Raw genomic sequence first — 25506 nt, 5'->3', positions numbered from 1 at the left:
CGCTATTGACTGTGTGTTGTCACCGAGGGAACCGCCACGCCAGCAATGAGGCGCGGGACCAGCGGTGACGACTGTCGTACTCCCAAGAGAAATCCGGAACCGAGATGGACAATGAGCCGACCGAGGTCACACCTCGGCGACGTTCGGCGGTGAAACGGACCCTGATGGTCGTCGCCATGGCGATCACGGGCTTCCATATCTTCGCCAGCTTCCTGTGGATCGCCCCTGCGTCGACGATGCGGGAGGTGATTCCCGGTGACCTGCTCTCCAAGTACATGATCCCGCTGTGGGGGCAGTCGTGGAGCGTGTTCGCCCCCGAACCGATCAATGGCGACTACTACTTCGACGTGCGCGCGGTGATCAAGACCGACAGCGGCGAAGAGATCACCCAGTGGGTCCGGGCCACCGATGTCGAGCTCGACCACTCGACCTACAAGCTCTTCCCGCCGCGGTCGGCGGGACTGGGTGTCGGAGTGGCCTCGGACATCAAGGGGTCCTGGGAAGAGCTGCCCGACGATCAGAAGGCGATCGTCAAACTCGACTATTTCAAGGGCGATGACTCCGTCGACAGGCTGGAGACGAAGCTGGGGGAGTACGACGACCCGCAGAATGCGATTCCGGAGTACCTGGAGAGCGAACACCTGGCGACCGCGTATGCGACGCAGGTGGCGAAGGCCATCTGGGGCGACGACGTCCAGCGCGTCCAATACCAGGCCGCCCGTCAGAACGTCGTGCCCTTCGCCGAACGCAACGACAAAGACGCGAAGCGTCCGAACATCCAGCCCGTCCCCGTGGGGTGGCGCGCACTCGTCGTCGAAGAACATCAGTCCCAGGAGGAGTTCACGAAGTACTTCTGCGCCTCCGACGAAGTGAGGTGCGTCGGTGAACAGTGACGATACGACCCGCAAGGACGGGGACGACCGCAATGGTGAGGTCACGGACCACCGGACCGGCGCGGCCTCCTCGGCGGAGGAATCCGCACCCGAATTCGGGCTCGTCCCGGTGACGACCCTCGTGCGGACGAAGCTCGCGCAGGGGTGGAACTGGCTCGAGGAGATGCTCACCGGCCGGTACCACGCGACGTACGGGCTGGCGGTGACGCGGATCCTCATCGGGTTGACCGGTCTCGGCCTCATCCTCACGAACTTCAATGCGCGGCACTACACCTTCGGTGTGGGATCGGCGTGGAATGGGGAGATCGCCGAACCCAAGAGCGACTTCCCGACCATCTGGCTCTTCTCCCTCTTCCATCGGGCGGTGACGACGCCGCCGCTGTTCACGGCGATGATGATCGGCCTTGCGCTGCTGGCGGTCGTCATCATCCTCGGTTGGCGCACTCGGATCATCCTGCCGATCTATCTCGTGCTGTGGGTGAGCTTCATCGAGCTCAACGACGGGGCCGGCGACCAGGGGGACAACGCCTACCGGATGTTCATGATCGCCCTGCTCTTCGCCGATACGACCCGTCGCTGGTCGCTTGACGCGAGGCGGCGGGCGCGGAGTCCGGAGTTCCCTGACAACGACGGCGGGCAGTGGCGCTGGGCGCTCATCATGGCCAACAATCTTGCGATCGTCGTGCTCGCATTCCAGGTGTGCGCGATCTACATGTCCGGCGGTCTGTACAAAGCCGGTGGCGAAGCCTGGCAGCACGGATTCGCCGTGTACAACCCGCTGCACACTCAGCAGTTCGGCACATGGCCGGTGCTGTCGGACCTGATGACGGCGTGGGGACCGATGGTCGTGGCGATCTCGTGGGGATCGATCCTCTTCCAGTGCGCTTTCCCGTTCATGCTCTTCAACCGCTACACCCGCATCATCGCGCTGCTGGGCATCCTGTCCTTCCACCTCGGCATCGCGCTGCTCATGGGCCTGCCGTGGTTCTCGCTGACGATGATCGCCGTCGATGCGATCTTCATCCGCGACCGTTCGTTCGCGAAGGTCAGCGTCTACCTGCGGCATTGGTGGGCATCATCGGCGCCGCGGTCGACCGGCGGGGCCGCGGGCGCCGGCGGGGCCGCGGGCGCCGACGGGGCCGCGGGCGCCGGCGTGGCCGCGGGCGGTGGACGCGGTTCGGGTGCTGCCCGTGGCGGTTCGAATGCCAAGGCAGCGAAGTCCGGGGCGAACGCTGGTTCGGCTGCTCGCGGCGCCGGTTCGAAAGGCGGTGCCGGTTCGAAGGGCAACTCCGGTTCCAAGAGCGGTGCGACGAAGTCCGGGGCGAAGACGTCTTCAGGGCCGCGCAAGACGTAGCCCGCACGTGCACCTGGGCCGCGCCGGAGGTAGACCGCGCGCAGTCCACCACTGTCAAAAGAAGCCGAATGGGACATGTTCCTCTGAAATGCTCACTTTCTTCGGTGAGCATTTCAGAGAAACATGTCCCATTCTCGGCATTGCGCCGCTCAAGTAGCTGCGCCGCAGAGGCTGCGAGCCACTCGTGCTGTCGACGCAGACACTCGTGATTCCCGCAGGCAGCCTGCGACGGTCAGCAGAACAGCCCAGTCTGAGGTGAGCAGCCCATGTTCAAACTAGGGCTGCTCACCTCAAACCGGGCGGAATCCGCGAGGCGCGCTCGGAGCCGGGAGACCCGCGAGGCGCACCCACCGGCGGGAGGCTTACCGCTTGGGGCGCAGCTCCAAGCCGGTAGCCTCCGGGTCCTCGGGCAGGTCGACGACCACGGTATCTCCGTCGACGATGTCGCCGGCGAGCAGGGCGCGGGCCAGCTTGTCGCCGATCTCGCGCTGGACCAGCCTGCGCAGCGGCCGGGCACCGAACGCCGGATCGTAGCCTTCGAGGGCCAACCAGTCCTCGGCACCCTGAGTGACCTCGAGCGAGACCCGACGGTCCGAGAGCCTGCGTGCCATGTGCGCGATCTGCAGATCGACGATCGAGGCGAGCTCTGCCTGGCTGAGCGCATCGAAGAGCACGATGTCGTCGAGCCGGTTGAGGAACTCGGGCTTGAACGTCGAATGCACGACATCGAGCACCTTGGACCTCTGCTCCTCGGTCGACAGGTTCGTGTCGACGAGGAACTGCGAACCGAGGTTCGAAGTCAGGATCAGGATGGTGTTCCTGAAGTCGACCGTACGTCCCTGACCATCGGTGAGGCGGCCGTCATCGAGGACCTGCAGCAGGATGTCGAAGACGGACGGGTGCGCCTTCTCCACCTCGTCGAGCAGGACGACGGAGTACGGACGACGGCGGACCGCTTCGGTGAGCTGGCCGCCCTCGTCGTATCCGACGTAGCCCGGAGGGGCACCGACGAGGCGGGACACAGTGTGCTTCTCACCGTATTCGCTCATATCGATCCTGATCAGGGCCTTCTCATCGTCGAAGAGGAAGTCCGCGAGAGACTTCGCGAGCTCCGTCTTACCAACACCGGTGGGCCCGAGGAACAGGAACGAACCGGTCGGACGGTCGGGGTCGGCGACACCCGCACGCGAACGGCGGATGGCGTCGGAGACCGCGGCGACGGCGTTCTTCTGACCGATGAGGCGCTCACCGAGGATGTTCTCGGCTTCGAGCAGCTTCTCGACCTCACCTTGGACGAGGCGTCCTGCGGGGATGCCCGTCCAGGAGGAGACCACCTCGGCGATATCGCTGCTCGAGACCTTGTCCGAGACCATCGGATCCGTGGTCTGACCGGCGTCGGCCTGAGCCTCTGCTGCTTCGGCTTCGGCGATCTCCTTCTGCACTGCGGGGATCTCCCCGTAGAGCAGGCGGGATGCGGTCTCGAGGTCCGTGTCGCGCTGAGCCCTCTCGGCCTGCGAGCGCAGTTCGTCGAGCTTCGTCTTCAGCTCACCGACCCGGTTGAGGCCGGCACGCTGGGACTCCCACGTCGCTTCGAGCGAACGCAACTCCTCCTCCTTGTCGGCGAGATCGGCACGCAGGGCGCTCAACCGCTCGGCCGATGCGGAATCGGTCTCCTTCGACAGGGCCATTTCCTCCATCTTCAGGCGGTCCACGGCGCGGCGGAGCTCATCGATCTCGACCGGAGCCGAGTCGATCTCCATCCGCAGGCGGGAGGCCGCCTCGTCGACGAGGTCGATGGCCTTGTCCGGCAGCTGCCTGCCGGTGATGTACCGGTCCGACATCGTCGCCGCGGCCACCAGCGCGCCGTCATTGATCGAGACCTTGTGGTGGGCTTCGTAGCGTTCCTTGAGCCCGCGGAGGATCGCGATCGTGTCCTCGACGCTGGGCTCTCCGACGAACACCTGCTGGAACCTGCGCTCAAGGGCGGGGTCCTTTTCGATGTTCTCGCGGTACTCGTCCAGGGTCGTGGCGCCGATCATCCGCAGCTCGCCGCGGGCGAGCATCGGCTTGAGCATATTGCCCGCGTCCATCGATGAGTCCCCGCCGGCGCCGGCGCCGACGATCGTGTGGAGCTCGTCGATGAAGGTGATGATCTGCCCGTCGGAGTTCTTGATCTCCTCGAGCACGGCCTTGAGCCGCTCCTCGAACTCGCCGCGGTACTTCGCACCGGCGACCATGGCGGACAGGTCGAGGCTGATCAGCGTCTTGTCCCGCAGCGATTCGGGCACGTCTCCGGCCACGATCCGCTGGGCCAGGCCCTCGACGACGGCGGTCTTGCCGACGCCGGGATCACCGATGAGGACGGGGTTGTTCTTCGTCCTGCGCGAGAGCACCTGGACGACGCGGCGCACTTCCTTGTCGCGGCCGATCACCGGGTCGAGCTTGCCTTCGCGGGCGGTGGCGGTGAGGTCGACACCGAACTTCTCCAGCGACTGCATGGTCTCCTCGGGGTTCTCCGAAGTGACCTTCTTGCCTCCGCGCAGTTCGGGCAGGGCCGCAAGCAGTGCGTCCCGGTTCGCCCCATTCGCGCGCAGCGTCTCACCGGCTCCGTCATCTCCGGCCGCCGCTGCGAGCAGCAGGTGCTCGGTCGAAACGAACTGATCGCCCAGGGCGGTCATCTCCTCCTGCGCGAGGTTCATCATCTCGAGTCCGGCGCGGGACAGGCCCGGCTGGCTGACCGAGGCTCCGCTGACCGTGGGGAACCCGCCGATCACTGCTTCAATCGCGGTGAGCACCGACTGCGGGTTGGCGCCGACCTTCGTCAGCAGGGCCGAGGCCAGGGAGTCGGGCTGCTTGAGCAGCGCGGCCACGAGGTGGGCCGGTTCGATCTGGTTGTTGTGCCGGGCGACGACGTCGTTGACCGCAGTCTGCAGCGCCTCCCGGGATTTGGTTGTCATCTGTGCGTCCATCTGCGCATCTCCTTCTTAAGATTCTGGGCTGATTTGAACTCTCACCAAGAACAACATCGACAAAGTTGAGTCTATTCCGCTCAACTTTGAATTTCCAGAGGAATCTTCGTCGAAGTATCCCGCCCGGATGTGTGCCCCTGCCCCACCGGGACCGGCCCGGAATCCCGTCCGGTCGGGACCGACCAGCCCCTACCGCGTGATGACTGACTGGAGGTCGAAGCGGTGGAGCACGCGGTCGGCGATCTCCGGATCGGTGCCGCGTTCGCGCCGGGCCTTGAGCACCGCGGCACGCGCAGACTGCATGGCCTTCTTCTGCACCTGCATCATCTGCTCCCGGTGCTCCTTGAACGCCATCGCCTGTTCCGAACTTGCCTGGTCGTCGGTGGTTCCGCTGAGCTGATCATGGAGGACCTTGAACCTGGCCCGCAGCGGTTCGATGACGTCGTCGGGCAGGGTGTCATCGTTCTTGACCTCGCGCATCGCGGCCTTATAGGCGCGCAGGGCGATGTCCCTCGTCGCCTGATGCTCCTTCTCCGCTTCGTCGTCGATGCCGAGGACGGCGACGACCGTCGGAAAGCTCAAGCCCGCCAGCACCAGTGTGACCAGCAGGGCCACCGCAACCGCAACGACGATATAGGACCGGCCGGGGAACGGAGCGCCTGCGCTCGTCGTGGCCGGGATCGACAGAGCCAGGGCAACGGTGGCCAGACCGCGCATCCCGCCCCAGGTCATCAGAGTCGCATCGCGAACGCTCAAAGGCGCGGCATCCGGATCCTCCTCGCGTCTCTTGCGTCCGACCACCACCGAGGTGGCGGCTCCGAATCCGATGATCATCAGCAGTGTGGTCATGCCAGTCCTTCCGAACCGCTCCCACTGGGGCGGATGTGTCCGGAGGCGGGCGGAAAATGTCGGCGCAGATTCCGCGCCGGGCCCGGTGACCTTTGGCAGAATGAGGCTATGTCGGAATCAATTGTATTCGCGCAGCTCGACGGCGGGGTCGCGTCCGTGACGATCAATCGGCCGTCCACGCGCAACGCGCTGTCGCTGACGGTCATGGAAGACCTCATCGACACCCTCAACGAGGTGGCCGACCGCACCGATGTCCGCGCGGTCATCTTGTCGACCGCCGGCCATGTGTTCAGCTCCGGTCATGACCTCACCGAGATCCGCGGGGCCGACCATGAGACGCAGCAGGTTACGTTCGATGCCTGTGCCCGACTGATGCAGCTCATCCAGACCATCCCGCAGCCGGTCATCGCGCAGGTGCAGGGAGTGGCCACGGCGGCCGGCTGCCAGCTGGTGGCGACCTGCGATCTGGCCGTTGCCGCCGAGTCGGCCAGATTCGCAACTCCGGGAGTGAAGATCGGTCTGTTCTGTTCGACTCCGATGGTGGCGCTCTCCCGTGCGGTGCCGGCTAAGCAGGCGATGCGGATGCTGCTGACCGGTGATTTCGTGACCGCTGAGGATGCGCTGAAGTTCGGTCTCGTCTCCGACGTCGTCGCCGGCGCCGACCTCGAGTCCGCCACCTTGGAATTGGCTCTCAAAGTTGCGTCCGCCTCGTCGGCTACAGTTGCCGTAGGAAAGGCCGCGTTCTACGAACAGCGGGAACTGCCTGTGGCTGATGCCTATGCGCGGATGTCGCAGGTGATGGCGGACAATGCCGTCGCGGCCGATGCGCAGGAGGGGATCGACGCCTTCCTGACGAAGAGGGAGCCGCAGTGGCAGCACCGTCGCTGAGGCGGCGGTTGTGAAGATGAGGAAGGGAACGTCGTGGCGGTGATAGTGACCGGAGCCAGCGGCTTCATCGGTGGTGCCATTGCACGGGCACTCGCCGAAAGGGACGAAACGGTCTACGCGCTGTGCCGGCGAGATCCCGAGATCCCCGGGGTGAACTTCCAGCACTGGGACATCACCGAACCCGCGTCCGCCTCGGTGACCTCGTTGGCCAAGAATGTGACCGCGGTCTTCCACTGTGCCGGAATCGCCTCCGTCAGCGCCGATGACGACGCTCTCTATGACGTGAAGGTGACGGGCACGCGCAATGTCCTCGACGCCTTCCCGACGGCTCGCATCGTCCATGTGTCCTCGACGACGGTGTACTCCGAGTCCGAACCCCACGCAGAGTTGTGGGAGGAGGCCGGGCCGAAGGATCCCAACGACTTCGCCGACGCGTACTCTCGCACCCATGCTCTCGCCGAGCAGCTCGTCATGAGGCTCCGTCCCGATGCTGCGATCCTGCGTCCTGCGGCTGTCTACGGTCCGGGGGAGACGATGCTCATGCCGCTCCTGTCGCGGATGTCGAAGAAGGGTGTGCTGCGGCTGCCCGGCGGCGGACGACAGAAGATCACCCTGACGCATGTCGGCAATGTGGTGCGGGCAGCGCTCGCCTGCCTCGACGTGCCTTCGGCGGCGGGTCCCTTCAACATCGGTGACCCGATTCCGTACCGGCTCAAAGAGGCTGTGGTCACTCACTTTGCTCGGATGGGCTATGACCAGGTCGTCATCGAGGGTGTCGCGAAGGACAAGGCGCTGGTGTCGGCGAAGCTGGGGCTCAAGATCAAGGGCGTGTTCAAGCGCGGGGACCGAGCGAAGCTCTTCCTCGTCAGATACCTGCAGTCGGATCGGACGTACAACCTGTCCCGGCAGCAGCGGGTGCTCGGCATCTCGACCACCCAACACCTCATCCCGTCCCGCCTGCAGTAGGGCGGTTGGGAACGGACCGCCTGCGCTCACCGCTTCAGACCGTGCTGGGCGGCGACGATCTTCGACAGGAGTTCGCGCGGAAGTGCGCGCTTGAGCAGAAACGGCAGCGGTGCCCTGCTGCCGACGGCGTAGAACTCTCGCGGCCTCGGCGCGACCATCGCATCGACGATCGTGGCGGCGACCTTCTCAGCAGGAATGCCTCCGCGTTCGTTGGCATCGAGATGCTCGAGCATCGTCGTGACGTCGTCCGTATAGGGTGAGCCCTCCTCGAGGTACTTCGTCCGCCGCAGCCCGATTCCCGTGGCGATCGAACCCGGTTCGACGGTGCTCACCCACACACCGAAGGGTGAAAGCTCCTGCCGTGCCGCCGTGGCGAAAGTGCGCAGAGCCGCCTTCGCCGCTGAATACGAACTGCGGTGGGCCAAGGGAAAGCTGCCGAGCATCGACCCGACCATGATGATGCGCCCCCGGCGGCGCGCACGCATACCGGGCAGAACGAGCTGGCTCAGCCGAACGGGTCCGAACACGTTGGTGCGGAAGAGTCGCTCAATGGCCTCGGCCGGCAGCTCTTCGAACGGACCCGACTGGCTCTCACCGGCGTTGTTGATGAGCACATCGATGTCGTCGAGCAGGCCGAGATCCTCGAGTTCCTCTGCCAGGGCGTCCGGACCATCCGGGTCGGCCAGATCGAGTTGCAGATACCGGACACCGGGGATCCGCTCGGCAGGTGCGAGGCGGTCGGGGTTCCGGCTGGTCGTCAGTACCGTGCAGCGCTTCGCCGCCAGCGCCTCGGCGAGGGCTCGGCCGATGCCCGAGGTGCCGCCCGTGACAAGGATGGTGAGGTCTGCCTGCGCGGTGGTGGTCATGTGTGTTCTCCATCGTTGGGTGCGGATGCGGTTTGCGGGTGTCCAGGCGTCGCCTCAAGACTCACCTGCGTCGCCGCGGCCCGGCCCTGCTTGGCAGCAGCGCGGCCGGCGCGCATGCCGGAGAAGATGCACCCGCCGAGGAAGGTGCCCTCGAGCGCGTTGTAGCCGTGCATTCCGCCGCCGCCGAAACCGGTCACCTCGCCGGCCGCATAGAGGCCGGGGATCGGTGTGTTCGAGTCTTCGGCGCCTGGACCACCTGCATTGTCGCCGCCACCGGGCCCGCCGAGTGCAGCCGGGCCGGATCCCGCCAGGACCTGCCCGTCGAGGTTCGTCTCCAGCCCTCCGAGCGTCTTGCGCGAGAGCAGGCTCAGCCGCACCGCGATGAGCGGTCCGTGCGCGGGGTCGAGGATCTTGTGCGGCTTGACCGCGCGCACGATCTTATCGCCCAGATAGGACCGCGCATTGTGGATGGCTTGGACCTGCGCATCTTTGGAGAAGCCGTGCTCGGTCTGCCGGTCCCGCTGCCGGATCTGCTCCACGATGTGGTCATGATCGATGACCGGTCCCCGGGAGCGTTCGTTCATTCCCGCGACCAGTTCCTCGGTGGTTTCGGCCACGACGAAGTCGGAGCCGTACTTCTTGAAGGCCTCGATCGGTCCCGGGGCATCGGAGGAGCGCACCCGATCGAGCGTGATCCGAATGTCCTTCTCCGTGAGGTCCGGGTTCTGCTCCGAACCGGAGAGCGCGAATTCCTTGCGGATGATCGACTCGTTGAGCACGAACCACGAATAGTCGTGTCCGGTGTCCAGGATCGTGCGCATCGTCCGATTCGTATCGAAACCGGGGTAGTTCGGGGCCGGGAAGCGGTTGCCCTCGGCGTCGAACCACAGCGACGATGGTCCCGGAATGATGCGGATCCCGTGCCCCGGCCAGATCGGATTCCAGTTCTCGATGCCCTCCGTATATGCCCAGATGCGGTCCCGGTTGATGAGGCTGGCTCCGGCATCCTCGGCGATCTGCAGCATCCGCCCGTCCACGTGCGCGGGGACTCCGGCGAGCATCGTATCCGGGAACTCGCCGAGGCGGTCGGTCGGCCAGTATTTCCTCATCAGCTCGAAATTGTGTCCGATCCCGCCGGTGGTGACGATGACGGCGGGAGCGCGGAGGTCGAAGTCCGCGACTTCCTCCCGGTTCGACTCGACTCCGCGGGCCGTGTGGCTGAGGGCCAGTGTGCGTCCGCGGACCCCGACGACGGCACCACCCTCGGTGATGAGTTCGTCGACGCGGTGCCCGAAGGCGAACTCGACGAGTCCGGCGGCCTCCGCGGATTCGACGGGTTCGCGGAAGACCCGGACCACCTCGGGGCCGGTGCCCCAGGTCAGGTGGAAGCGGGGGACGGAATTGCCGTGCTCGCCGGCCCCGGAGCCGCCGCGTTCGGCCCAGCCGACGATCGGCGTCAGCTTCAGTCCGAGGTCACGCAGGTACTCGCGCTTCTCGCCGGCCGCGAACTCGAGGTAGGCCTCCGCCCACTTCCTGGGCCAATGGTCCTCGTCTCGGTCGAAGCCCGCCGAGGTGGCCCAGTCGTCCTTGGCGAGCTCGAGCGAATCGTGGATGCGCAGTCGGCGCTGTTCGGGGGAGTCGATGAGGAAGAGCCCGCCGAGCGACCAGAAGGCCTGCCCGCCGAGGTTCGCGCGGTTCTCCTGGTCGAGGATGAGCACGCGCTTGCCGGCCTGAGTGAGTTCGTGGGCGGCGACGAGTCCGGCGAGCCCGGCTCCGACGATGATCGCATCGGGGGAGGGGCGGCCCGGAGCGGAGAGATCTCCAACCGCGGAGCTGCCGCCGCGGTCATCGGCTGTGGGGGACGGGTCCGTGCTGCCAAAAGAACTCATCGTCGACTCCTCTGTCGCATTCGTCGGCGGGTGAACCGACTTAAGTGTGCGCAGATTGCCAGAAACAGACCAGTTTCTGGCAATCTGCGCACACTTACCTACCAGTAGGCTTCAGTATTGCAGATTCGGCGGCGAGTAGGGGACGATCAGGCGCCGCGTTCAGCAACGAGCCGGGACGGGGCACCGCACCACACGTTCAGGCGCCCAGGGTCGACTCCAGCCAGTCGGCGGCCGCGGCGAAGGACTCGTCCGTCGTCGTCGGGTCGATCGGCACCACGGCTCCGTCGGAGCTCGGGTAGCTGCCGAGGAAGTGCAGTGTGAGAGCCGCCCGGTGAACGCCCTGCAGGGCCTCGGCCATGCGTGCCTCATGGATGTGTCCGAGCAGGTCGATGGAGAACTGGTAGAGGCCCAGTCCGTCACCGGTCGGACGGGATTCGATGCGGGACATATTGATCCCGCGGCTGGAGAACTGTTCGAGCAGTTCGAGCAGCGAACCAGCACGGTCCGAGCGCAGCGCCGCCACGATGGTCGTCTTATCGGCCCCTGTTGGAGTCGGCAGAGGACCTGGGCGGGTGACCACGACGAATCGGGTGACTGCGTCCTTGCGGTCGCCGATGTCCTCGGCGACGACTTCGAGTCCATACCGCTGCGCGGCCAGAGCCGGGCAGACCGCGGCCATATGGTCGCCGGCGTCATTGGCCAGATCCCTGGCGGCCGCGGCAGTTGAGGACGTCGGCAGGTAGACGGCTTCGGGGAAGTGCTCGTTCATGAACGCGCGCACCTGTGCCTCGCCGTGCGGGTGGGAGCCGAAGGAGGAGATCTCCTCCTTGGTGGTGCCGGGCTTGACGGCGAGGACGAAGCGGACGGGCACGACCACCTCGGCGATGATCTGCAGGCGTCCGTTCTCCGTCAGCGCATCGATCGTGGCCGGTACTCCGCCTTCGAGGGAGTTCTCGATCGGCACGACCGCGGCATCGCAGTCGCCCTCGAGCACCGAATCGAGTGCCGAGGGTGCATTGCGCATCGGGTGCGTCGAGGCGTCGGCACGCAGGTTCCGGGAGTCGAGGAAGCTGAGCAGGGCCGCCTCGGTGAAGGTGGCCTCGGGGCCGAGATACGCGAAACGGTTGAGGCTCACTTGCCGGTCTCCTTGTGGTTATCGCCATTCCGCTTCGCGCGGAGGCGGCGGACGAGGATGGCGCGGGCGACATCGCGGTACTGGGCGGCGCGGTGCAGCTGCGCTTTCAGATCGCGACCGGTGACGCGGTGGTGGAGGTCGCACTCGACTTCTTCGACGCGCAGTCCGGCGTTGACGACGTCGATGGTCATGGCCGCCTCGACGCCCCATCCGGCGGCGAACGGCAGGGCCGCGTCGAAGGCCTCCCGCGACAGGCAGCGCATTCCCGACAGGGGTTGGGTGGCGTCGAACCCGGAGAGCTCGGCGATCCCTTTCTTCGCCAATCCGACGACGAAGCCGAAGCCGCCGCCCTTGCGCTTCTGGGTGGGCAGGATCGCGATCGTCATATCGGCTTCCCCTGCGAGCACCGGGGCGGCCAGGGGAGCGGTATTGATCGCGGAGTCCTCGAGGTCGCCGTCGATGAACAGCAGCGCCCGGTGGTGCGGATCGGCACCCGGATCGGCGTCGGAGATCTCCCGATTGCGCAGAGCGAACGCCCCGGTCATCATGGCCGCGGCCTTGCCCTTGTTCTTCGGGTGGGTGATCACCTCGGCGCCGGCCCGGCGGGCCAGGACCCCCGTGTCGTCAGACGATCCGTCGTCGACGACGAGGACGATGTCGACCCCGGGGATCTGCTTGGCCGCAGTGACGGTGGCAGCGATCCGCGCGGATTCGTCCATCGCGGGGATGATGGCAGCGACCGCCTCGGGGGCAGGGTGCGGCTGTGCGCTCATGTCGGTTCTCCTGTCCGTCACCGGCACCGAGGCGGGGCGCCGTTCCCGGGTCCCGCCTCGGTGATGGGGCGACGGATATCAGTGGATGGTCAGCTGGCGGGACACGATGCCCGAGCGGACGCGGCGGGCCTCGGTGCTCATCGGCTCGGTCGTGTTCAGAGCTTCGTCGAGGCGCTTGCCGAAGGCGGCGATGGGCTCTTCGACGTCGTCGACCTGCGTGCCGAACTCGAGTTCCCAGACGGGGACGATGATGCCGTGGGCGCGGAAGTAGCCGAGGAAGGTGCCGATTCCGCCGAGGTCGTTGGCGTTCTCGGCCTGCAGGCGGGCCATCGCGTCGACGACGCGGTCCTCACCCTCGGGGCGAGCCCAGCGGACGTAGGTGCGGCCGGACATCTCGGTCCAGTAGGCGGAGTCGACGGAGGCGAGCTTCTCCGTCGGGGCCACGGAGTCGTTGGCCTGCTGGAGGGCGGCGGCGACGTCGGGGTCGCTCTCCGCCTCGGGCAGGGCCCAGTAGTCGAAGTTCTCGAGCACGCGGACGTCGAACGGATGAGAGGTGTCGAGGATGTCCTGCAGGCGCGGGCCCTCGCCGGGTTCGGTGGTGGCTTCGATGGAGGTGCCGGGTTCGGCATCGACGGCGGCCAGCAGTCCGCGGGCGACATCGCGGGAGGCGTCGGTCGAGGACACGGGCACCTGCATTCCGGCCAGGATCTCACCGTCGTCGCGGTGCCACGCCTGCCATGCCGCGGGCAGCAGGGAAGTGATGGTCACCTCGTGGCCGCCGTATTCCTCGGTCAGCCTCGCGGTCGCGGTGGCCGCGGGCACGAGCTCACGCAGGCAGATGAGGTCGGCTTCGAACGGCAGGTCCGCGAAGGGACGTGCGACGAATGCCGTGGCCTGCGCCCTGGCGAGGCGTTTGGCGATGAGTTCTTCCTTGGAGCGCTTCGACTTCTTTCCCATGGGACGCAAGTCTAGTCGGTGTGGCGCCCGGAAGGCTGCCCAGTCCGCAGTCGGTCGTGTGGCGACGGGCTCAGCTCTCCCGGCCGACGGGGATGAAGTAGCGCGTGTTGTTCGACTCGTCCATCCGCACCTGCAGCTTGTCGCCCGGATGGGGGAAGGCCGAGCGCTCCGGATTGTCGGGAGTCAGCCCGAGCGTCTCCAAGCGGATGATGCCGTGACGACCCACCTCATCGGCGGCGAGGACGTAGGAGTGGTTGAGTTCGCGGATCGTGACCTCGATGGCCGGATCGGTCGGTTCGTCCGCCTCGGCGAAGGCTCTGGGCAGAGCGGAATTGCCCATGCCCAGATACGCGCCGACGTCATCGGCGATATAGCCGGCCACGGAGTCGGCCTGTGCCATAAGTCCGGCGAGGATCACCGAGAGCCGTTCCTGCTGGGCATCGGTCTTCAGGGCCTGGCCCGGTTTGAACAGATGCTCCTCGGCGAGCACGCACCATGCGTCCTGCATGATCGTGCGCAGCTGGAGTTCGACGAGGACGGAGGGTTCGGAGTCGAAGGGCACCTCGACGATGAGGTGGCGGCCGCGGTATCCCGACGGTTTCGGGGTTGCGGAATAGTCGCGCACCTCGGCGATGGAGAGGTTCGTATCGTCGCTCACCGCGGTGAGCAGATCCCACAGGGCTGACTGTTCGCGTTCGGTGCGGCAGATGACACGGGCGCCGACGACATCGATGACCTGATTCTCGACCTCGACGGATTCGTGGATCTCGTCATTGGCATCGGCGAGTTTGCGGCGCAGCTTCTCGCCTGTGCGCATCCGATCCTTGATCCGACCGTCGACGACGCGCACTCGATCCCCGGAGAGCAGAGCGGAAGGAGCGCGGACGGACTCGACCCAGTCGTTGACCGTCTCGAGGGCGGCCCTCCAGGTGGACTCACGCCGGTCGTAGGCTTCGTCGACCAATTCGCGGACAGTTGCTGACATCCTCGTCACCTTCCTAGCTCCTGATTCAACTTCACCAGAAGAGAGGAGAGATGTCTATGGCTTCGACGCTGAAGTTGTCGCGAGGTGTCGAAAGGTGAGACGAGGGTGCCTCAGACGTCGTAGTCGACGATGACGGGAGCGTGATCGGACGCGCCTTTGCCCTTGCGCTCCTCGCGGTCGATCTCGCCTGCGGTCGCGGTCTTCGCCAGTGCCTGCGAGGCGAGCTGGAAGTCGATGCGCATGCCCTGCTTCTTCGGGAACCGCAGCTTCTGGTAGTCCCAGAAGGTAAAGACGCCGGGGCCGGGAGTGAACTGTCGAGTGACTTCGGACAGTCCCGCACCAAGCAGATCGTCGAAAGCTTGACGCTCGGGTCCGGAAACATGCGTGGCGCCGTCGAACTCGGCCATATCCCAGACGTCCTCGTCGAGCGGGGCGACATTGAAGTCACCGCAGAGGACGAGCTTCTTCTCCGGTTCGGCACTGAGCTGGGCGGCGATATCGGCCGTCAGCGCCTTGTACCACTCCAGCTTGTATCCGTAGTGCGGGTGGTCGAGTTCGCGGCCGTTGGGCACATAGAGCGAGTAGACGCGCACATCACTACAGGTCACCGACAGCGCCCGGGCTTCGACGACGGGTTCGTCAGCGCCGAAGGCGGGGATGTCCTTGAACCCGATCTCGGTGTCGGCCAGGCCGACGCGCGAGGCGATGGCCACCCCGTTCCACTGGTTGAGGCCGTGATAGCTGACCTCGTATCCGCGCTCGGTGAACAGCTCCTCGGGAAACTGGGCATCCTTGCACTTGAGTTCCTGGATGGCCAGGACATCGACATCCGAACGATCCAGCCAGGCCCCGATGCGGTCGTGGCGGGCACGGATCGAGTTCACATTCCACGTAGCGATTCTCACCCTCCCACCCTAAGCCGTCCGCGCCGGAGGTGAAAGCGGGGTGCGTGCGGCTGCCGGTGGGACGCCTCGGCGTGCTTATGCCGGAGCAACACAGCCGCTTATGCCGGAGCCGTGTGGAAGGGGACGTGTCCAGCCCCTGCGTCGAGCGGACCCTCTCGGCTCGATAAGCTGGGACCATGCCTGAAGCTCCCAAGGAACACCTGGGCCACGACGGGGCCGCCTACCCGGACTCCTACTATGTGCGCCTGTCAGAGGACCGCCTCGTCTCGACCCTGCACAGTCAGGGAGCGTGGCAGCCCGGCGAGCAGCACCTCGCGCCTGCCTCGGGGATCGTGCTCGCCGAGATCGAGCGGCGGCTGCCCAGCGACAAGCTCATCTCCCGAGTGACCTTCGACGTGCTCGGCGTCATTCACTCCGGCGAGTTCACGGTCGACGTCAACGTCATCCGTCCGGGACGGACCATCGAACTCGTCGAAGCACAGATGCGCCATGGTGAGCGCACCAGCGTGGCCGCGCGGGTGTGGCGTCTGCAGGCATCCGACACCGAGGAGGTCGCCGGCGACGAATGGCAGGCGATGCCACCGGTGTCCGAAGTGCCCGAGGCTCCTTTCACCGGTCGTTGGGGCGGCGGCTACATCGCGTCGCTCGAGGGCCGGCAGGGCGCGGACGCCCACCCCGGATACGCACAGTCCTGGGTGCGCAGCCCCTATCCTCTCGTCGATGGTGAGAGCGACCCGCCGACCGCAGCCTTCGTCAAGTTCGTTGATACGGCCAACGGTCTGGCCGTCCGCGAGAATCCGAAGACGACGTTCTTCCCGAACGTCGACCTCTCCATCCACCTCACGCGCGTTCCCGAGCCCGGCTGGGTCGGCTTCGACACCCGGGTCGCCTTCGGACCGACCGGGTTGGGGCAGACGACGAGCGTGCTCAGCGACGCCGGCGGCCCCATCGGCACCGCCGTGCAGTCGCTGACCGTGCGCAGAGGACAAGGCGCGGTATGAGCCGCGAGGTCCCGCCCATGCAGCGCAGCGAGACGTCCCGAACCCGGGACGGATCCTCGCCGAGGCGGGACCCGAGTCCCCGGCCGCGTGCCCTCATCACCGGGGCGAGTTCCGGGCTGGGACGCGGCTATGCCCGCACCCTGGCGGCGGAAGGTTACGACCTCGTCCTGGTCGCCCGGAACGAAGCCCGACTGAGAGAGCTGGCCGACCAGCTCCAGGCCACGCAGAACATCCGCGCCGAGGTGGCCGTGGCGGATCTGTCCGCCCGTGACGGGATCGACTCGGTCGTCGAGATCATCGCCACGCAGCCGATCGATGTGCTCATCAACAACGCCGGCTTCGGTCTGCGCGGGACGCTGCTGGACACCGATATCGCCGAACTCGACGAACAGGATCGGGTGCTCACCGGGGCGGTGAGGGAGCTGTCGCTGGCTGCGGCCAGGCGCATGCAGTCCCGCGGTCGCGGGGGAATCGTCAACGTCTCCTCGCTGGCGGCGGTGACGACGATGGGACAGTATGCAGCCTCGAAGGCGTCGACTCTGATCTTCACCGAGGCGCTCGCCGGGGAACTCAGGGACAGCCCGGTGACGGCCACCGCCGTTCTGCCCGGTTTCATCCGGACTGAGTTCCACAGCCGCCTCGGCGTGGAGCGTCCAGGACCCGGTCTGATCTGGCTCAGCGTCGATCAGGTGGTGCGGGAGTCGCTGCGTGATGCCCGGGCGGGAAAGGTCGTCTCGGTTCCGGGATGGGGATATCGGTTGGCCGCGCTCGTGGCTCCCGCGGTGCCGCGTCCGCTCATGCGCTGGGGATCGACTGGATTCTCCTTCGCCCGCACTCGCAGGATGTGACCTATATGCAATTCTGGGCGAGCCCGACAGCATTGAGTTGAGGATTGAACTACCTGGAGATGAGCCTGTGACCAGGGGTTTTATTCTGATCGCTTCTATGCTATAGAGCCCGACAGGATTCAAGACGGGACGTGAGATTCTTTACAAGCGCTACGAAAGTGTGGTCAAATTAATGATGTTCGCCCGGTGGGGATCGGGTGGACATAACGGACGTATGGGGATGCGTCCGGGTACTCGAGGGGAGTGCTGCGAGGACCCCGGGATGTCGCGATTACGCGCCCCGGGGTTCTTGTCATTCACAGCCGTTTTCCGCGATCACTGAGGCGCGGACCGCATCAGCGGGTCAGAAACGCATACGCACTGATCTGATACAGCACGTATGCACTTCCGACCCGCTGATGCACTGCGCAACAGGCGGTGCTCCGGGTCACTGGATGCTGACGCTGCGCTGGCGGCGCGAGTGAGTGCGGGCGATGCCGATCTCCAATGCCACCGCACTCAGCGGGGCCCCGAGCGCCACCGAGGCATTGCCGGCGGCGCGTTCGGCGACATCGGCGATGACGGCATCGATGTCGGCGCGCTCATCGGCATCGACGTGGATGAGCAGCTCCGGTCGCCGCGCGGTGCCGCGCAGGATCACCTGTGCGTCGGAGACTCCGTCGGTGGATTCGAGGTCGGCGGCGACCGCCTCGGCGATGACTTCCGCATTCACCGTGGTCAGACCGGTGCGGGCATCGGCCTGCATCCGGAAGGGCTTCGCGAAGTCCTTCCGCGGGACCTGCACGCTCAGCCAGCGGAGCCCGATGATCGCGAGGATGAGGGCCACGACCACGGCGATGAGCGCCGAATAGGGCAGGGCCAGCACCGAGGCGACCGGACCGAGATCTGCTCCCGCCTCCAGGGCAGGGGCGATCGGGGCGGTGAGACCGAACCCGATGGCGAGCACCGCCAGCCCGATGAGCAGAGCGATGAGGCCGAGGATGATCAGTCCCGTGCGGTTGGCAGCGGCGGCCGTGCGTCTCATGACTGACTCCTTCTGGCCTGGACCTTCACCGTGGGGGTGCGGTCGAACGAGATCGATGCGAAGCGGTCCTTCACGGCGGCTTCGACCTCGGCGCGGATCGGCTCGAAGTCGCGGACCGGCGTCGAGAACGTCACGATCGTCGACTTCGCGTTCGACGAGGCCTTGACCCCGCTGACGCCGTCGACCCCATCGGCGGCCGCGGCCGCGATCTGAGACAGCGCCGAGGTGGGCAGGGCGACCTCGAAATCACCGATGTGTTCTGACCCAGCAGCGCTCACGCCGAGAATCCGGCGCGCTCCGGGAGAGATGCCGAGGATGAAGGCGATGAGTCCGAGCAGAGCCAGGACGATGCCGACCGCGATGACGACCGTGGAATTCCAATGCAGGTTCCCGACCGCCTCGGCGATGGCGGAATCCGGCGTTTCGATCAGTGCGGTTGCGACGGATCCGAAGCTCACGAATGCGGCGATGCCGGCCCAGCCGAGTCCCACGGCGAGGAGCAGCAGGATGAGGGCGACGACCACGGCCGGACCGATGCGGGAGGGCCGCTTGCGCAGCAGGCGTGTGCTCATTGCAGGCGATTCCTTCCTCGATTCGCACCGGAGGATTCCGGGGCGAGCCACCGCACGCTGATGTCGACCTGACGGACGGTGACACCGGTGAGGCGTTCGACTTCGGTGCTCAGCGTGGAGCGGACGTGTTCGGTCGCCTCGGCGATGGGGGTGGGGTAGGCCAGGCCCAGCTGGACGGCGAGCGTGCAGCTGCGTCCGGACCGGGTGACGTCCACGGACGGGTGAGGATCTCCATGTCCGTGTCGATGCGCACCTCGACGACAGCCGACCAGTGACCGAGATCGTCGATGAGCTCTTCGCCGTCATCGCCGTCGACTTGCGAGCCGCGGTCGACGGGCCCGTCGGGGAGATCGACATCGACGTCCGGGTCGTCAGCCGCAGCCGCTGAAACCCGTCCGCCCCGCGGGGTCAGTCGCGGCTCACTGCTGCCCGCAGTGGAGGATAGAACGCGAATAGCCCAGAAAAAGGCGTGTAGCCCATGTTCAAACACGGGCTACACGCCTTTTTCTGGGCCGTTGCCGGTGGCGCTCAGTCGGCCTTGCTCTTCGAGCGTCCGGTGATGAGACCCCAGACGATGAGCACGATCAGCGAGCCGCCGATCGCACACAGCCACGACGACAGCGAGAAGAACTTGTCCATCTGGACACCGAAGATCATGCCGCCGAGCCAACCGCCGAGCATGGCTCCGATGACGCCGAGGATGAGCGTGGCGATGAAGCCGCCGCCCTGTTTGCCGGGCAGGATCGCCTTGGCGATGGCTCCGGCAATGAGTCCGAGGATGAGATATGCGATGAAACCCATGTTGCTCACGTCCCTTCTAAGACTGTTGACCGGCCGGGTTGCACGGTTCTGTTGCCACTGTACCTCCGAAATGCAGGGTAAGTGCCAAGTCTCGTTGATTCTTTATGACATCTGTACGGACGCAGGGCCGTCCGGATCCTCACGCACCTCTTCGGCGGATCGCGCACATGAGACTGGAGGCGAGAACCGTATACGAACGCGGACTCTCAGGGAACAATCCCGCGGTCGCAGAGAAGAGATGTCCGCGGTCGCGGAGCGGAGGTGCCCGCGGCCACTCGCCGGACGGCCCTACTGTCACTGAGTGCCCCCGCAGTCACTGAGATGGGGCTGAACGGCCGCGTGCCGACCGCCCAGTAGACTGGAGTTCATGACCGACAGCGCTGACACTCGCCGACAACTGCTCGACCTCATCGACGAACTCGCCGTGGTGCGCGGCAGAGTGACCCTCTCCTCCGGCAAGGAGGCCGATTACTACCTCGATCTGCGTCGAGTCACCCTCGACCATCGCTCGGCACCGCTCGTCGGCGACGTCGTCCTTGATCTCCTCGAGGCCCATGATCTGCTCGACAAGGTCGATGCCGTCGGCGGCCTGACCATGGGCGCCGACCCGGTCGGCACCGCAGTCATGCACCGGTCGGTCGTCCGCGGCACTCCGCTCGACTCCTTCGTCGTGCGCAAGGAGGCGAAGAAGCACGGAATGTCGCGTCGCGTCGAAGGCCCCGATGTCGCCGGCAAGCGCGTCGTCGCCGTCGAGGACACCTCGACCACAGGCGGTTCCGTGCTGACCGCGGTTGACGCGCTCAAGGAAGCCGGCGCCGAGGTGGTCGCGGTGGCCGTGGTCATGGACCGCGACACCGGCGCCAAGGAACGGGTCGAAGCGACGGGAATTCCGTACCTGACCGCGCTGACGACCGCGGATCTCGGACTCGACTGAGCTCCGCCTCGGCGAGGTGGGCCTGCACGGTGCCGCCTCGACGAAATCGGCTCACCGATCACGACCTGGGACTCGACTGGCAATTCTGTCGAAATCGAGGACGTGGTTTGAAACAAGTCTCTTATTTCAACACGATAGATGAGACACTCCCCAAGAACTGTTTGATGTAAAGGATGACGCGTGCTCACACTGAAAGAGGTTTCCCTGCGCAAAGGGAAGCGGACATATCTGGACGAGGTGAGTTTCACCGCCGAGGCGGGCCGGATCACCGCAATCGTGGGAACCCGCTCGGCGGGCCGCACCGAACTGGTGCGCATCATCATGGGCCTCATCGCCGCTGATGAGGGCACCATCGAACTCGAGGACTTCGAACTCGACTTCGGCGACCGACAGAACTTCGGCTATCTGCCCGCCGAACGCGGCGGATACCCGAACATGCGCGTCCTCGACCAGATCGTCTACCTCGCCCGCCTGCACGGGATCACCCTGGGCGCGGCCGAACGGAACGCGCTGACGCTTCTCGGCCACCTCGAGCTGGCCGACCGCGGCTACGCTCCGCTGAAGAACCTCTCCGGAGCCGAGATCGCCCGCGTCGACATCGCCGCGACACTGGCCGCCGACCCGGACGTCGTCGTCATCGACGATGCCTTCGCCGGCCTCGACGCGGCTTCGCTGCGCCTGGTCACGTCCCTTCTGCGGGCCCACGCATCATCGGGAGTGCCCGTCATCCTGGCCACCGACGACTGGGAGGCCGCACAGACCTTCGCCGACGACGTCGTCATTCTGGGCCAGGGCAAGGTGACTGCCAAGGGCAGCGTCGAGAAGCTGCTCGGCGATCCGCACTACCGAGTCGAGACGACCGACACCGAGGTGGCTTCCTCGGCGCTGAAGTCCCGGACGGGAATCAGCGACGTGAAGACCGCCGGACACGAGGGCGTGAGCTTCCACGCGAACGATGCGAAGGCAGCCGCCGCTGCCGTGGCCGAGCTGAAGAATGTGAAGAACTTCGAAAGTGTCCGCCCGACACTGGCCGAGCAGTACAAGGAGGCTCTGTAATGGCGCGCAAAGACAACGGTGCGAACGACGAGTCCCCGGAACCGCTCGTGTCCAAGGGCACGGCCGGCGAAGGCATCGACGACCTCGGTGTGCCCGTCGATGACGATGTGATCGAAGACGAGACCGCTGCCGACGAGGTCGAGTCGGACGACGACGCGACCGCGACCGGTGCGACCAAGGGATCGGCCGCCTCGGCGAAGAAGAAATCGGCCGCGAAGAGCGCGGCAGCAAAGGGCTCAGTTGCGAAGGACACTGATGAGTCCGACGCCACCGACGGCCTCGACGATGTTCCCTTCGAACTGGCCGAGGACACCCCCGACCCTGACGAACTGCCGGAGACCGGCCTGGTCTCGGAATTCGTCGATGTCGGCAACCGCCAGGCCGCATGGCTCGTGTCGAACCGCGAGAGCACCACGGCCATGCGCAGCCCGTACTTCCTGGTCACGGCCGCCGTGGTCATCCTCGGCGTGCTGGCCGCCATCATCTCCGGAATCGTCGCCGACGTGCAGAAGGACTCCGGAACACCGACCATGGCGATGGTCGGAGTCGGCGAGCAGGCGGCGATGTACGAGCAGCAGCTCGGTGTGAAGATCACCGACGCGAAGGACGCGCCGGCGGCTGAGAAGCTCGTGCGTGAGGGCAAGGTCGATGCCGCGTTCATCCAGGACCCGAGCGGTCAGGGGCAGCCGACGATCATTGCGCTGGACAAACAGCCCGACGCCCTGCTCGAAAAGCTCGCGCCGAAGACCGAGGCCACGTTGCTCGAAACTCCGGCAGTCGACAGCGAGGTGGCCACTCCGCTGCTGTGGGGAATGGTCGCACTCTCGCTCCTCGTCGTCGCCACTCTGGGCACCGCGCTGTACCAGAACCTGCGCCTGGAGAAGCGCAACCGGATCACCGAGATCATCGCGGCCACGATTCCGCCGCGTGCCTCTGCCTCGGGCCGGATCACCGGCATGCTGACCCTGGTCATCGTCCACCTCGTCGTAGCGGCCGTCATCACCGAATTGGGACTCTCGCTGTCGGGCAAGACGTCCCTGGCCTTCGCCATGCTGCCGGGCCTCGGCTGGTTCGCTCTGGCTCTGCTGCTGACCGCCTGGTCGGTGTTCGCGCTGCTGGTCTGGGCATCGACCGTCGTCGGGTCCAAGGCACGTGCCACCTTCCTCGCGATCATCGGCGTCATCACTGTGGCGGGCTTCTTCGCCCCGGTCCTCATCGGCCCCACGGGCACCGTCGCGAAGGTGCTGTCGTGGACGCCGTTCACCTCGCCGCTGGGCATCGCCGGCCGCTCCTTCGCCGGTCAGACCGATTGGTGGGAAGGCCTCGTCGCCGCCGGCATCGCTCTCGTCCTCGCCGTCATCCTCCACGCTCTGGCCTCGGGTGCGTACGTGCGCTCGGTGCTGTCCGGAGGCGGACGCGGCGGCAAGACCGTGAAGATGAGCAAGCGCGCGCAGAAGGTCGGTGCCGCCACCTCGGCGAAGGGCTCCGCGAAATCGGACTCGGCTGCGGATGATTCGGACTCGGACGCGGATGACGCGGATTCGGACGATGTCGACTCGGACGAGGACGCGAACTCAGCGGTCGACGGGAAGTCGAAGGCCGCCTCGGCGAAGAAGTCGAATGTGAAGGCGAAAGACGAAGAGGACGCGAAGTCGGCGGATGATTCCCGCGACGACAAGTGACCGAAAGCGCTGAACCGCAGGTGGGGGTCGGTCCGTGGACCGGCCCCTGGCCTGTGGAAGAGCACTTCGATCCGGAGCTGCTGGCTGAGGGTGATCGGCGCAATGTCGTCGATCGGTATCGGTATTGGAAGCACGATGCGATCGTGGCCGACCTCGATGCCTCGCGGCACGACTTCCATGTCGGAGTCGAGAACTGGCAGCACGACCTCAACATCGGTTCGGTCGTGCGCACCGCCAACGCGTTCAACGCCGCAGCCGTGCACATCGTCGGCAAACGCCGCTGGAACCGGCGCGGAGCGATGGTCACCGACAAGTACCAGCACGTCATCCACCATCCGAGCGTGGACGACCTGCTCAGCTGGTGCGCCGAGAACGACGTGCCGCTGCTGGGCATCGACAACTTCCCGGACTCCGTGCCTTTGGAAACCTACGACCTGCCCAAGCGCTGCCTGCTCCTGTTCGGCCAGGAAGGACCGGGGCTGAGTGAGGAAGCGCATCAGGCGAGCCGTGACGTGCTCTCGATCGCGCAATATGGTTCGACGAGGTCGATGAACGCCGCAGCCGCCGCCGCGATCACCATGCACTCCTGGATCCGCCGCCACGTGTACGACCAGCCCGTGAACTGACGGTTTCGTCGGGGCGGAGGTGCTGCCCGCGCCGAGGAAGCTGTGGCCTCCTCGGGCAGGTGCGGTTGACGTCATTGTTGGGTCGATCCACCGTGTTCTGAGCGCGGAAATCACCGTGGATCGACCCCACAATCCAACTCCGCCGGGCGCAGCAGCGTATCAGCCGGTGGGTGAGGTGCCGAAGGTGCTGTACCTTCGCCAGGGTTGGGCGGAGTAGACACGGACGATGCTGACCGTGCGAAGCGGACACGAAGAAGCGCCGAGGCGGCACGAATGATTTCGTGCCGCCTCGGCGCTTCTGTGCTGCCGGACCGAGTCGCTCGGGTCCTCGGCGGAACCGGAGCGACTCGGTCGCTGCCTCAGCTGAGGTCGGCCGCCTGGGGTTCGATGAGTCCGCCCAGTTCGGCGAGCTCCGCGGTCAGCGAATCCGCGTCGTCGAAGGTGCGGGTCATGACCGTCAGGCGCTTGGCGTAGTGACCGATGGGGTATTCCATGGTCATGCCGATTCCGCCGTGCATCTGGATCGATTCCTGGCTGATGTTGCGAGCTGCCCGGTCGACGATGATCTTCGCAGCGATGACGTCGCGGTGGCGGTCCTTCTCGGCCCCGGGGACCTCGGAGGTCACGGCCAGACGCGAGTACAGCGCCATGCTGCGTGCGTACTCGAGCTCGGCGTAGACGTCTGCGGCGCGGTGCTGCAGAGCCTGGTTCGCACCGATCGGAGCACCGAACTGCTCACGGGTCTTCAGGTACTCGGCGGTCATCGTCAGCGAGGCTTCGAGTGCACCGACGGCCTCGGCCATGATCGCAGCGTTGCCCAGGTCGAGGACCTCGGACAGGACGGCGTTGGCATCGGCGGCGTCGAGGCGCTGAGCGGCGACACCGTCGAGCTTGAGGTTCGCGCTGCCCAAGCCATCGGCCTGGCGCTGAGCGACTCGGGTCAGACCTTCGGCATCGGCGGCGACGAGGTAGAGTCCCAGTTCGCCGTTCTGCGAAGCGGTCACGACGAAGTGGTCGGCGACGTCTCCGCCGAGCACGTTGTTCTTCTCACCGGTGAGGGTGAAGCTGCCGTCGGCACCGGAGACCTGAGTCTGCGGGGCGTCGACGGCGTAGCGCAGTCCGGGCTCGAGCGCTGCGAGAGCGAGGAAGGTCTGGCCCTCTGCCACACCAGGCAGGATGGCCTGCTTCTGCTCTTCGCTGCCGCCGAGCAGGACGGCATTGGCGCCGAGGACTGCAGTCGCCAGGAACGGTTCGAGGACGAGCGAGCGCCCGAACGCCTCGGCGACCACGGCCACCTCGTTGAAGGTCATGTCCGCGCCGCCGTAGGACTCGGGGATTGCGAGACCGAGCAGTCCCATCTCGGCGAACGCCTGCCACTTCTCGCGGGAGATGCCCTCTTCGCTGCGAAGGATCTCTTCGCGCTTGGCGATGTCGTACTCGGTGCGCAGGTACTTGTTCAGTGTGCTGGCGAGTTCTTGCTGAATGTCGTTGAGTTCAAGATCCATGGTTGTCCTTCTTGGGAGATCGGATGAG

At 66.1% G+C, this 25506-nt stretch carries 24 protein-coding genes; 10 read left to right on the top strand and 14 right to left on the bottom strand.

Annotated elements, in window-relative coordinates; all coding sequences use genetic code 11:
- Positions 1 to 104: 104 nt before the first annotated feature.
- On the top strand, positions 105 to 893 hold the full coding sequence (locus GUY30_RS16470; protein WP_167199948.1) for a DUF5819 family protein: 789 nt from the start codon (positions 105 to 107) through the stop codon (positions 891 to 893).
- Positions 883 to 2247 (top strand): HTTM domain-containing protein, encoded by a 1365-nt coding sequence (locus tag GUY30_RS16465; protein ID WP_228281493.1) that lies wholly within the window; start codon positions 883 to 885, stop codon positions 2245 to 2247. Before GUY30_RS16470 ends, GUY30_RS16465 begins: the two co-directional genes overlap by 11 nt.
- 362 nt (positions 2248 to 2609) lie before the next feature.
- On the opposite strand, the gene clpB is transcribed toward GUY30_RS16465, so the two are convergent.
- Together clpB and GUY30_RS16455 are read right to left on the bottom strand one after the other, a co-directional pair.
- Complete coding sequence (clpB, locus tag GUY30_RS16460) at positions 2610 to 5216, bottom strand: ATP-dependent chaperone ClpB (RefSeq protein WP_167199945.1); 2607 nt, start codon at positions 5214 to 5216, stop codon at positions 2610 to 2612.
- A 189-nt stretch (positions 5217 to 5405) separates the two neighbouring features.
- Positions 5406 to 6065: a cation:proton antiporter family protein gene (locus GUY30_RS16455; RefSeq protein ID WP_208091443.1), complete on the bottom strand. Its 660-nt coding sequence runs from the start codon at positions 6063 to 6065 to the stop codon at positions 5406 to 5408.
- Between the two features lie 108 nt (positions 6066 to 6173).
- On the opposite strand from GUY30_RS16455, the gene GUY30_RS16450 reads away from it, so the two are divergent.
- Complete coding sequence (locus GUY30_RS16450; RefSeq protein WP_167199942.1) at positions 6174 to 6953, top strand: enoyl-CoA hydratase; 780 nt, start codon at positions 6174 to 6176, stop codon at positions 6951 to 6953.
- Between the two features lie 33 nt (positions 6954 to 6986).
- Positions 6987 to 7919, top strand: a complete 933-nt coding sequence (locus GUY30_RS16445) for an NAD-dependent epimerase/dehydratase family protein (RefSeq protein ID WP_167199939.1) — start codon at positions 6987 to 6989, stop codon at positions 7917 to 7919.
- Positions 7920 to 7945: 26 nt separating this feature from the next.
- Here the strand turns inward: GUY30_RS16445 and GUY30_RS16440 are convergent, their stop codons facing one another.
- The 7 genes from GUY30_RS16440 to GUY30_RS16410 all read right to left on the bottom strand — a co-directional run bounded on the left by GUY30_RS16440 (position 7946) and on the right by GUY30_RS16410 (position 15429).
- Positions 7946 to 8785: an SDR family oxidoreductase gene (locus GUY30_RS16440; protein ID WP_167199937.1), complete on the bottom strand. Its 840-nt coding sequence runs from the start codon at positions 8783 to 8785 to the stop codon at positions 7946 to 7948.
- The gene (locus GUY30_RS16435) at positions 8782 to 10674 is read right to left on the bottom strand and encodes an FAD-binding dehydrogenase (RefSeq protein ID WP_167199934.1); all 1893 of its coding nucleotides are present in this window, start codon (positions 10672 to 10674) and stop codon (positions 8782 to 8784) included. Before GUY30_RS16435 ends, GUY30_RS16440 begins: the two co-directional genes overlap by 4 nt.
- A gap of 196 nt (positions 10675 to 10870) precedes the next feature.
- Positions 10871 to 11809 carry a prephenate dehydratase gene (gene pheA, locus GUY30_RS16430; protein WP_167199931.1) on the bottom strand — a complete coding sequence of 313 codons (939 nt, stop codon included), beginning with the start codon at positions 11807 to 11809 and terminating at the stop codon, positions 10871 to 10873.
- Positions 11806 to 12582, bottom strand: a complete 777-nt coding sequence (locus tag GUY30_RS16425; protein ID WP_167199928.1) for a glycosyltransferase family 2 protein — start codon at positions 12580 to 12582, stop codon at positions 11806 to 11808. The genes pheA and GUY30_RS16425 overlap by 4 nt, the downstream gene beginning before the upstream one ends.
- 78 nt (positions 12583 to 12660) lie before the next feature.
- Positions 12661 to 13539, bottom strand: coding sequence for a DUF5926 family protein (locus GUY30_RS16420; protein WP_167199925.1), 879 nt, complete (start codon positions 13537 to 13539; stop codon positions 12661 to 12663).
- Positions 13540 to 13609: 70 nt separating this feature from the next.
- Positions 13610 to 14524, bottom strand: a complete 915-nt coding sequence (locus tag GUY30_RS16415; RefSeq protein WP_167199922.1) for a GTP pyrophosphokinase — start codon at positions 14522 to 14524, stop codon at positions 13610 to 13612.
- Between the two features lie 110 nt (positions 14525 to 14634).
- Entirely contained in the window at positions 14635 to 15429 is a 795-nt protein-coding gene (locus tag GUY30_RS16410) for an exodeoxyribonuclease III (protein WP_167199919.1), read from the bottom strand.
- A gap of 176 nt (positions 15430 to 15605) precedes the next feature.
- Between GUY30_RS16410 and GUY30_RS16405 the strand changes: the two genes are divergently transcribed.
- Together GUY30_RS16405 and GUY30_RS16400 are read left to right on the top strand one after the other, a co-directional pair.
- The gene (locus GUY30_RS16405; protein WP_167199916.1) at positions 15606 to 16430 is read left to right on the top strand and encodes a thioesterase family protein; all 825 of its coding nucleotides are present in this window, start codon (positions 15606 to 15608) and stop codon (positions 16428 to 16430) included.
- On the top strand, positions 16427 to 17278 hold the full coding sequence (locus GUY30_RS16400; protein WP_228281487.1) for an SDR family NAD(P)-dependent oxidoreductase: 852 nt from the start codon (positions 16427 to 16429) through the stop codon (positions 17276 to 17278). The genes GUY30_RS16405 and GUY30_RS16400 overlap by 4 nt, the downstream gene beginning before the upstream one ends.
- 427 nt (positions 17279 to 17705) lie before the next feature.
- Here GUY30_RS16400 and GUY30_RS16395 read toward each other — a convergent pair whose 3' ends face one another.
- The 4 genes from GUY30_RS16395 to GUY30_RS16380 all read right to left on the bottom strand — a co-directional run bounded on the left by GUY30_RS16395 (position 17706) and on the right by GUY30_RS16380 (position 19675).
- Entirely contained in the window at positions 17706 to 18302 is a 597-nt protein-coding gene (locus tag GUY30_RS16395) for an alkaline shock response membrane anchor protein AmaP (RefSeq protein ID WP_167199913.1), read from the bottom strand.
- On the bottom strand, positions 18299 to 18874 hold the full coding sequence (locus tag GUY30_RS16390) for a DUF6286 domain-containing protein (protein ID WP_167199910.1): 576 nt from the start codon (positions 18872 to 18874) through the stop codon (positions 18299 to 18301). Before GUY30_RS16390 ends, GUY30_RS16395 begins: the two co-directional genes overlap by 4 nt.
- On the bottom strand, positions 18871 to 19089 hold the full coding sequence (locus tag GUY30_RS16385; protein ID WP_208091442.1) for an Asp23/Gls24 family envelope stress response protein: 219 nt from the start codon (positions 19087 to 19089) through the stop codon (positions 18871 to 18873). Before GUY30_RS16385 ends, GUY30_RS16390 begins: the two co-directional genes overlap by 4 nt.
- A gap of 313 nt (positions 19090 to 19402) precedes the next feature.
- Positions 19403 to 19675, bottom strand: a complete 273-nt coding sequence (locus tag GUY30_RS16380) for a GlsB/YeaQ/YmgE family stress response membrane protein (protein WP_167199907.1) — start codon at positions 19673 to 19675, stop codon at positions 19403 to 19405.
- A 367-nt stretch (positions 19676 to 20042) separates the two neighbouring features.
- Here GUY30_RS16380 and pyrE point away from each other — a divergent pair, with 367 nt between their 5' ends.
- From pyrE to GUY30_RS16360, 4 genes are all read left to right on the top strand, one after another.
- Complete coding sequence (gene pyrE / locus GUY30_RS16375; protein WP_039212054.1) at positions 20043 to 20609, top strand: orotate phosphoribosyltransferase; 567 nt, start codon at positions 20043 to 20045, stop codon at positions 20607 to 20609.
- A 180-nt stretch (positions 20610 to 20789) separates the two neighbouring features.
- Positions 20790 to 21665, top strand: a complete 876-nt coding sequence (locus GUY30_RS16370; RefSeq protein WP_039212056.1) for an ABC transporter ATP-binding protein — start codon at positions 20790 to 20792, stop codon at positions 21663 to 21665.
- Positions 21665 to 23347 (top strand): ABC transporter permease, encoded by a 1683-nt coding sequence (locus tag GUY30_RS16365; RefSeq protein WP_167199904.1) that lies wholly within the window; start codon positions 21665 to 21667, stop codon positions 23345 to 23347. Before GUY30_RS16370 ends, GUY30_RS16365 begins: the two co-directional genes overlap by 1 nt.
- Positions 23344 to 23973, top strand: a complete 630-nt coding sequence (locus GUY30_RS16360) for a TrmH family RNA methyltransferase (RefSeq protein ID WP_167199901.1) — start codon at positions 23344 to 23346, stop codon at positions 23971 to 23973. The genes GUY30_RS16365 and GUY30_RS16360 overlap by 4 nt, the downstream gene beginning before the upstream one ends.
- Before the next feature lie 359 nt (positions 23974 to 24332).
- Here the strand turns inward: GUY30_RS16360 and GUY30_RS16355 are convergent, their stop codons facing one another.
- A complete protein-coding gene (locus GUY30_RS16355; protein WP_167199898.1) occupies positions 24333 to 25478 on the bottom strand; it encodes an acyl-CoA dehydrogenase family protein in 1146 nt (381 codons plus the stop codon).
- Between the last annotated feature and the right edge of the window lie 28 nt (positions 25479 to 25506).

The organism is Brevibacterium pigmentatum, assembly GCF_011617465.1.
GTDB lineage: Bacteria > Actinomycetota > Actinomycetes > Actinomycetales > Brevibacteriaceae > Brevibacterium > Brevibacterium pigmentatum.
This window is presented reverse-complemented; position numbering and strand designations above follow the sequence as displayed.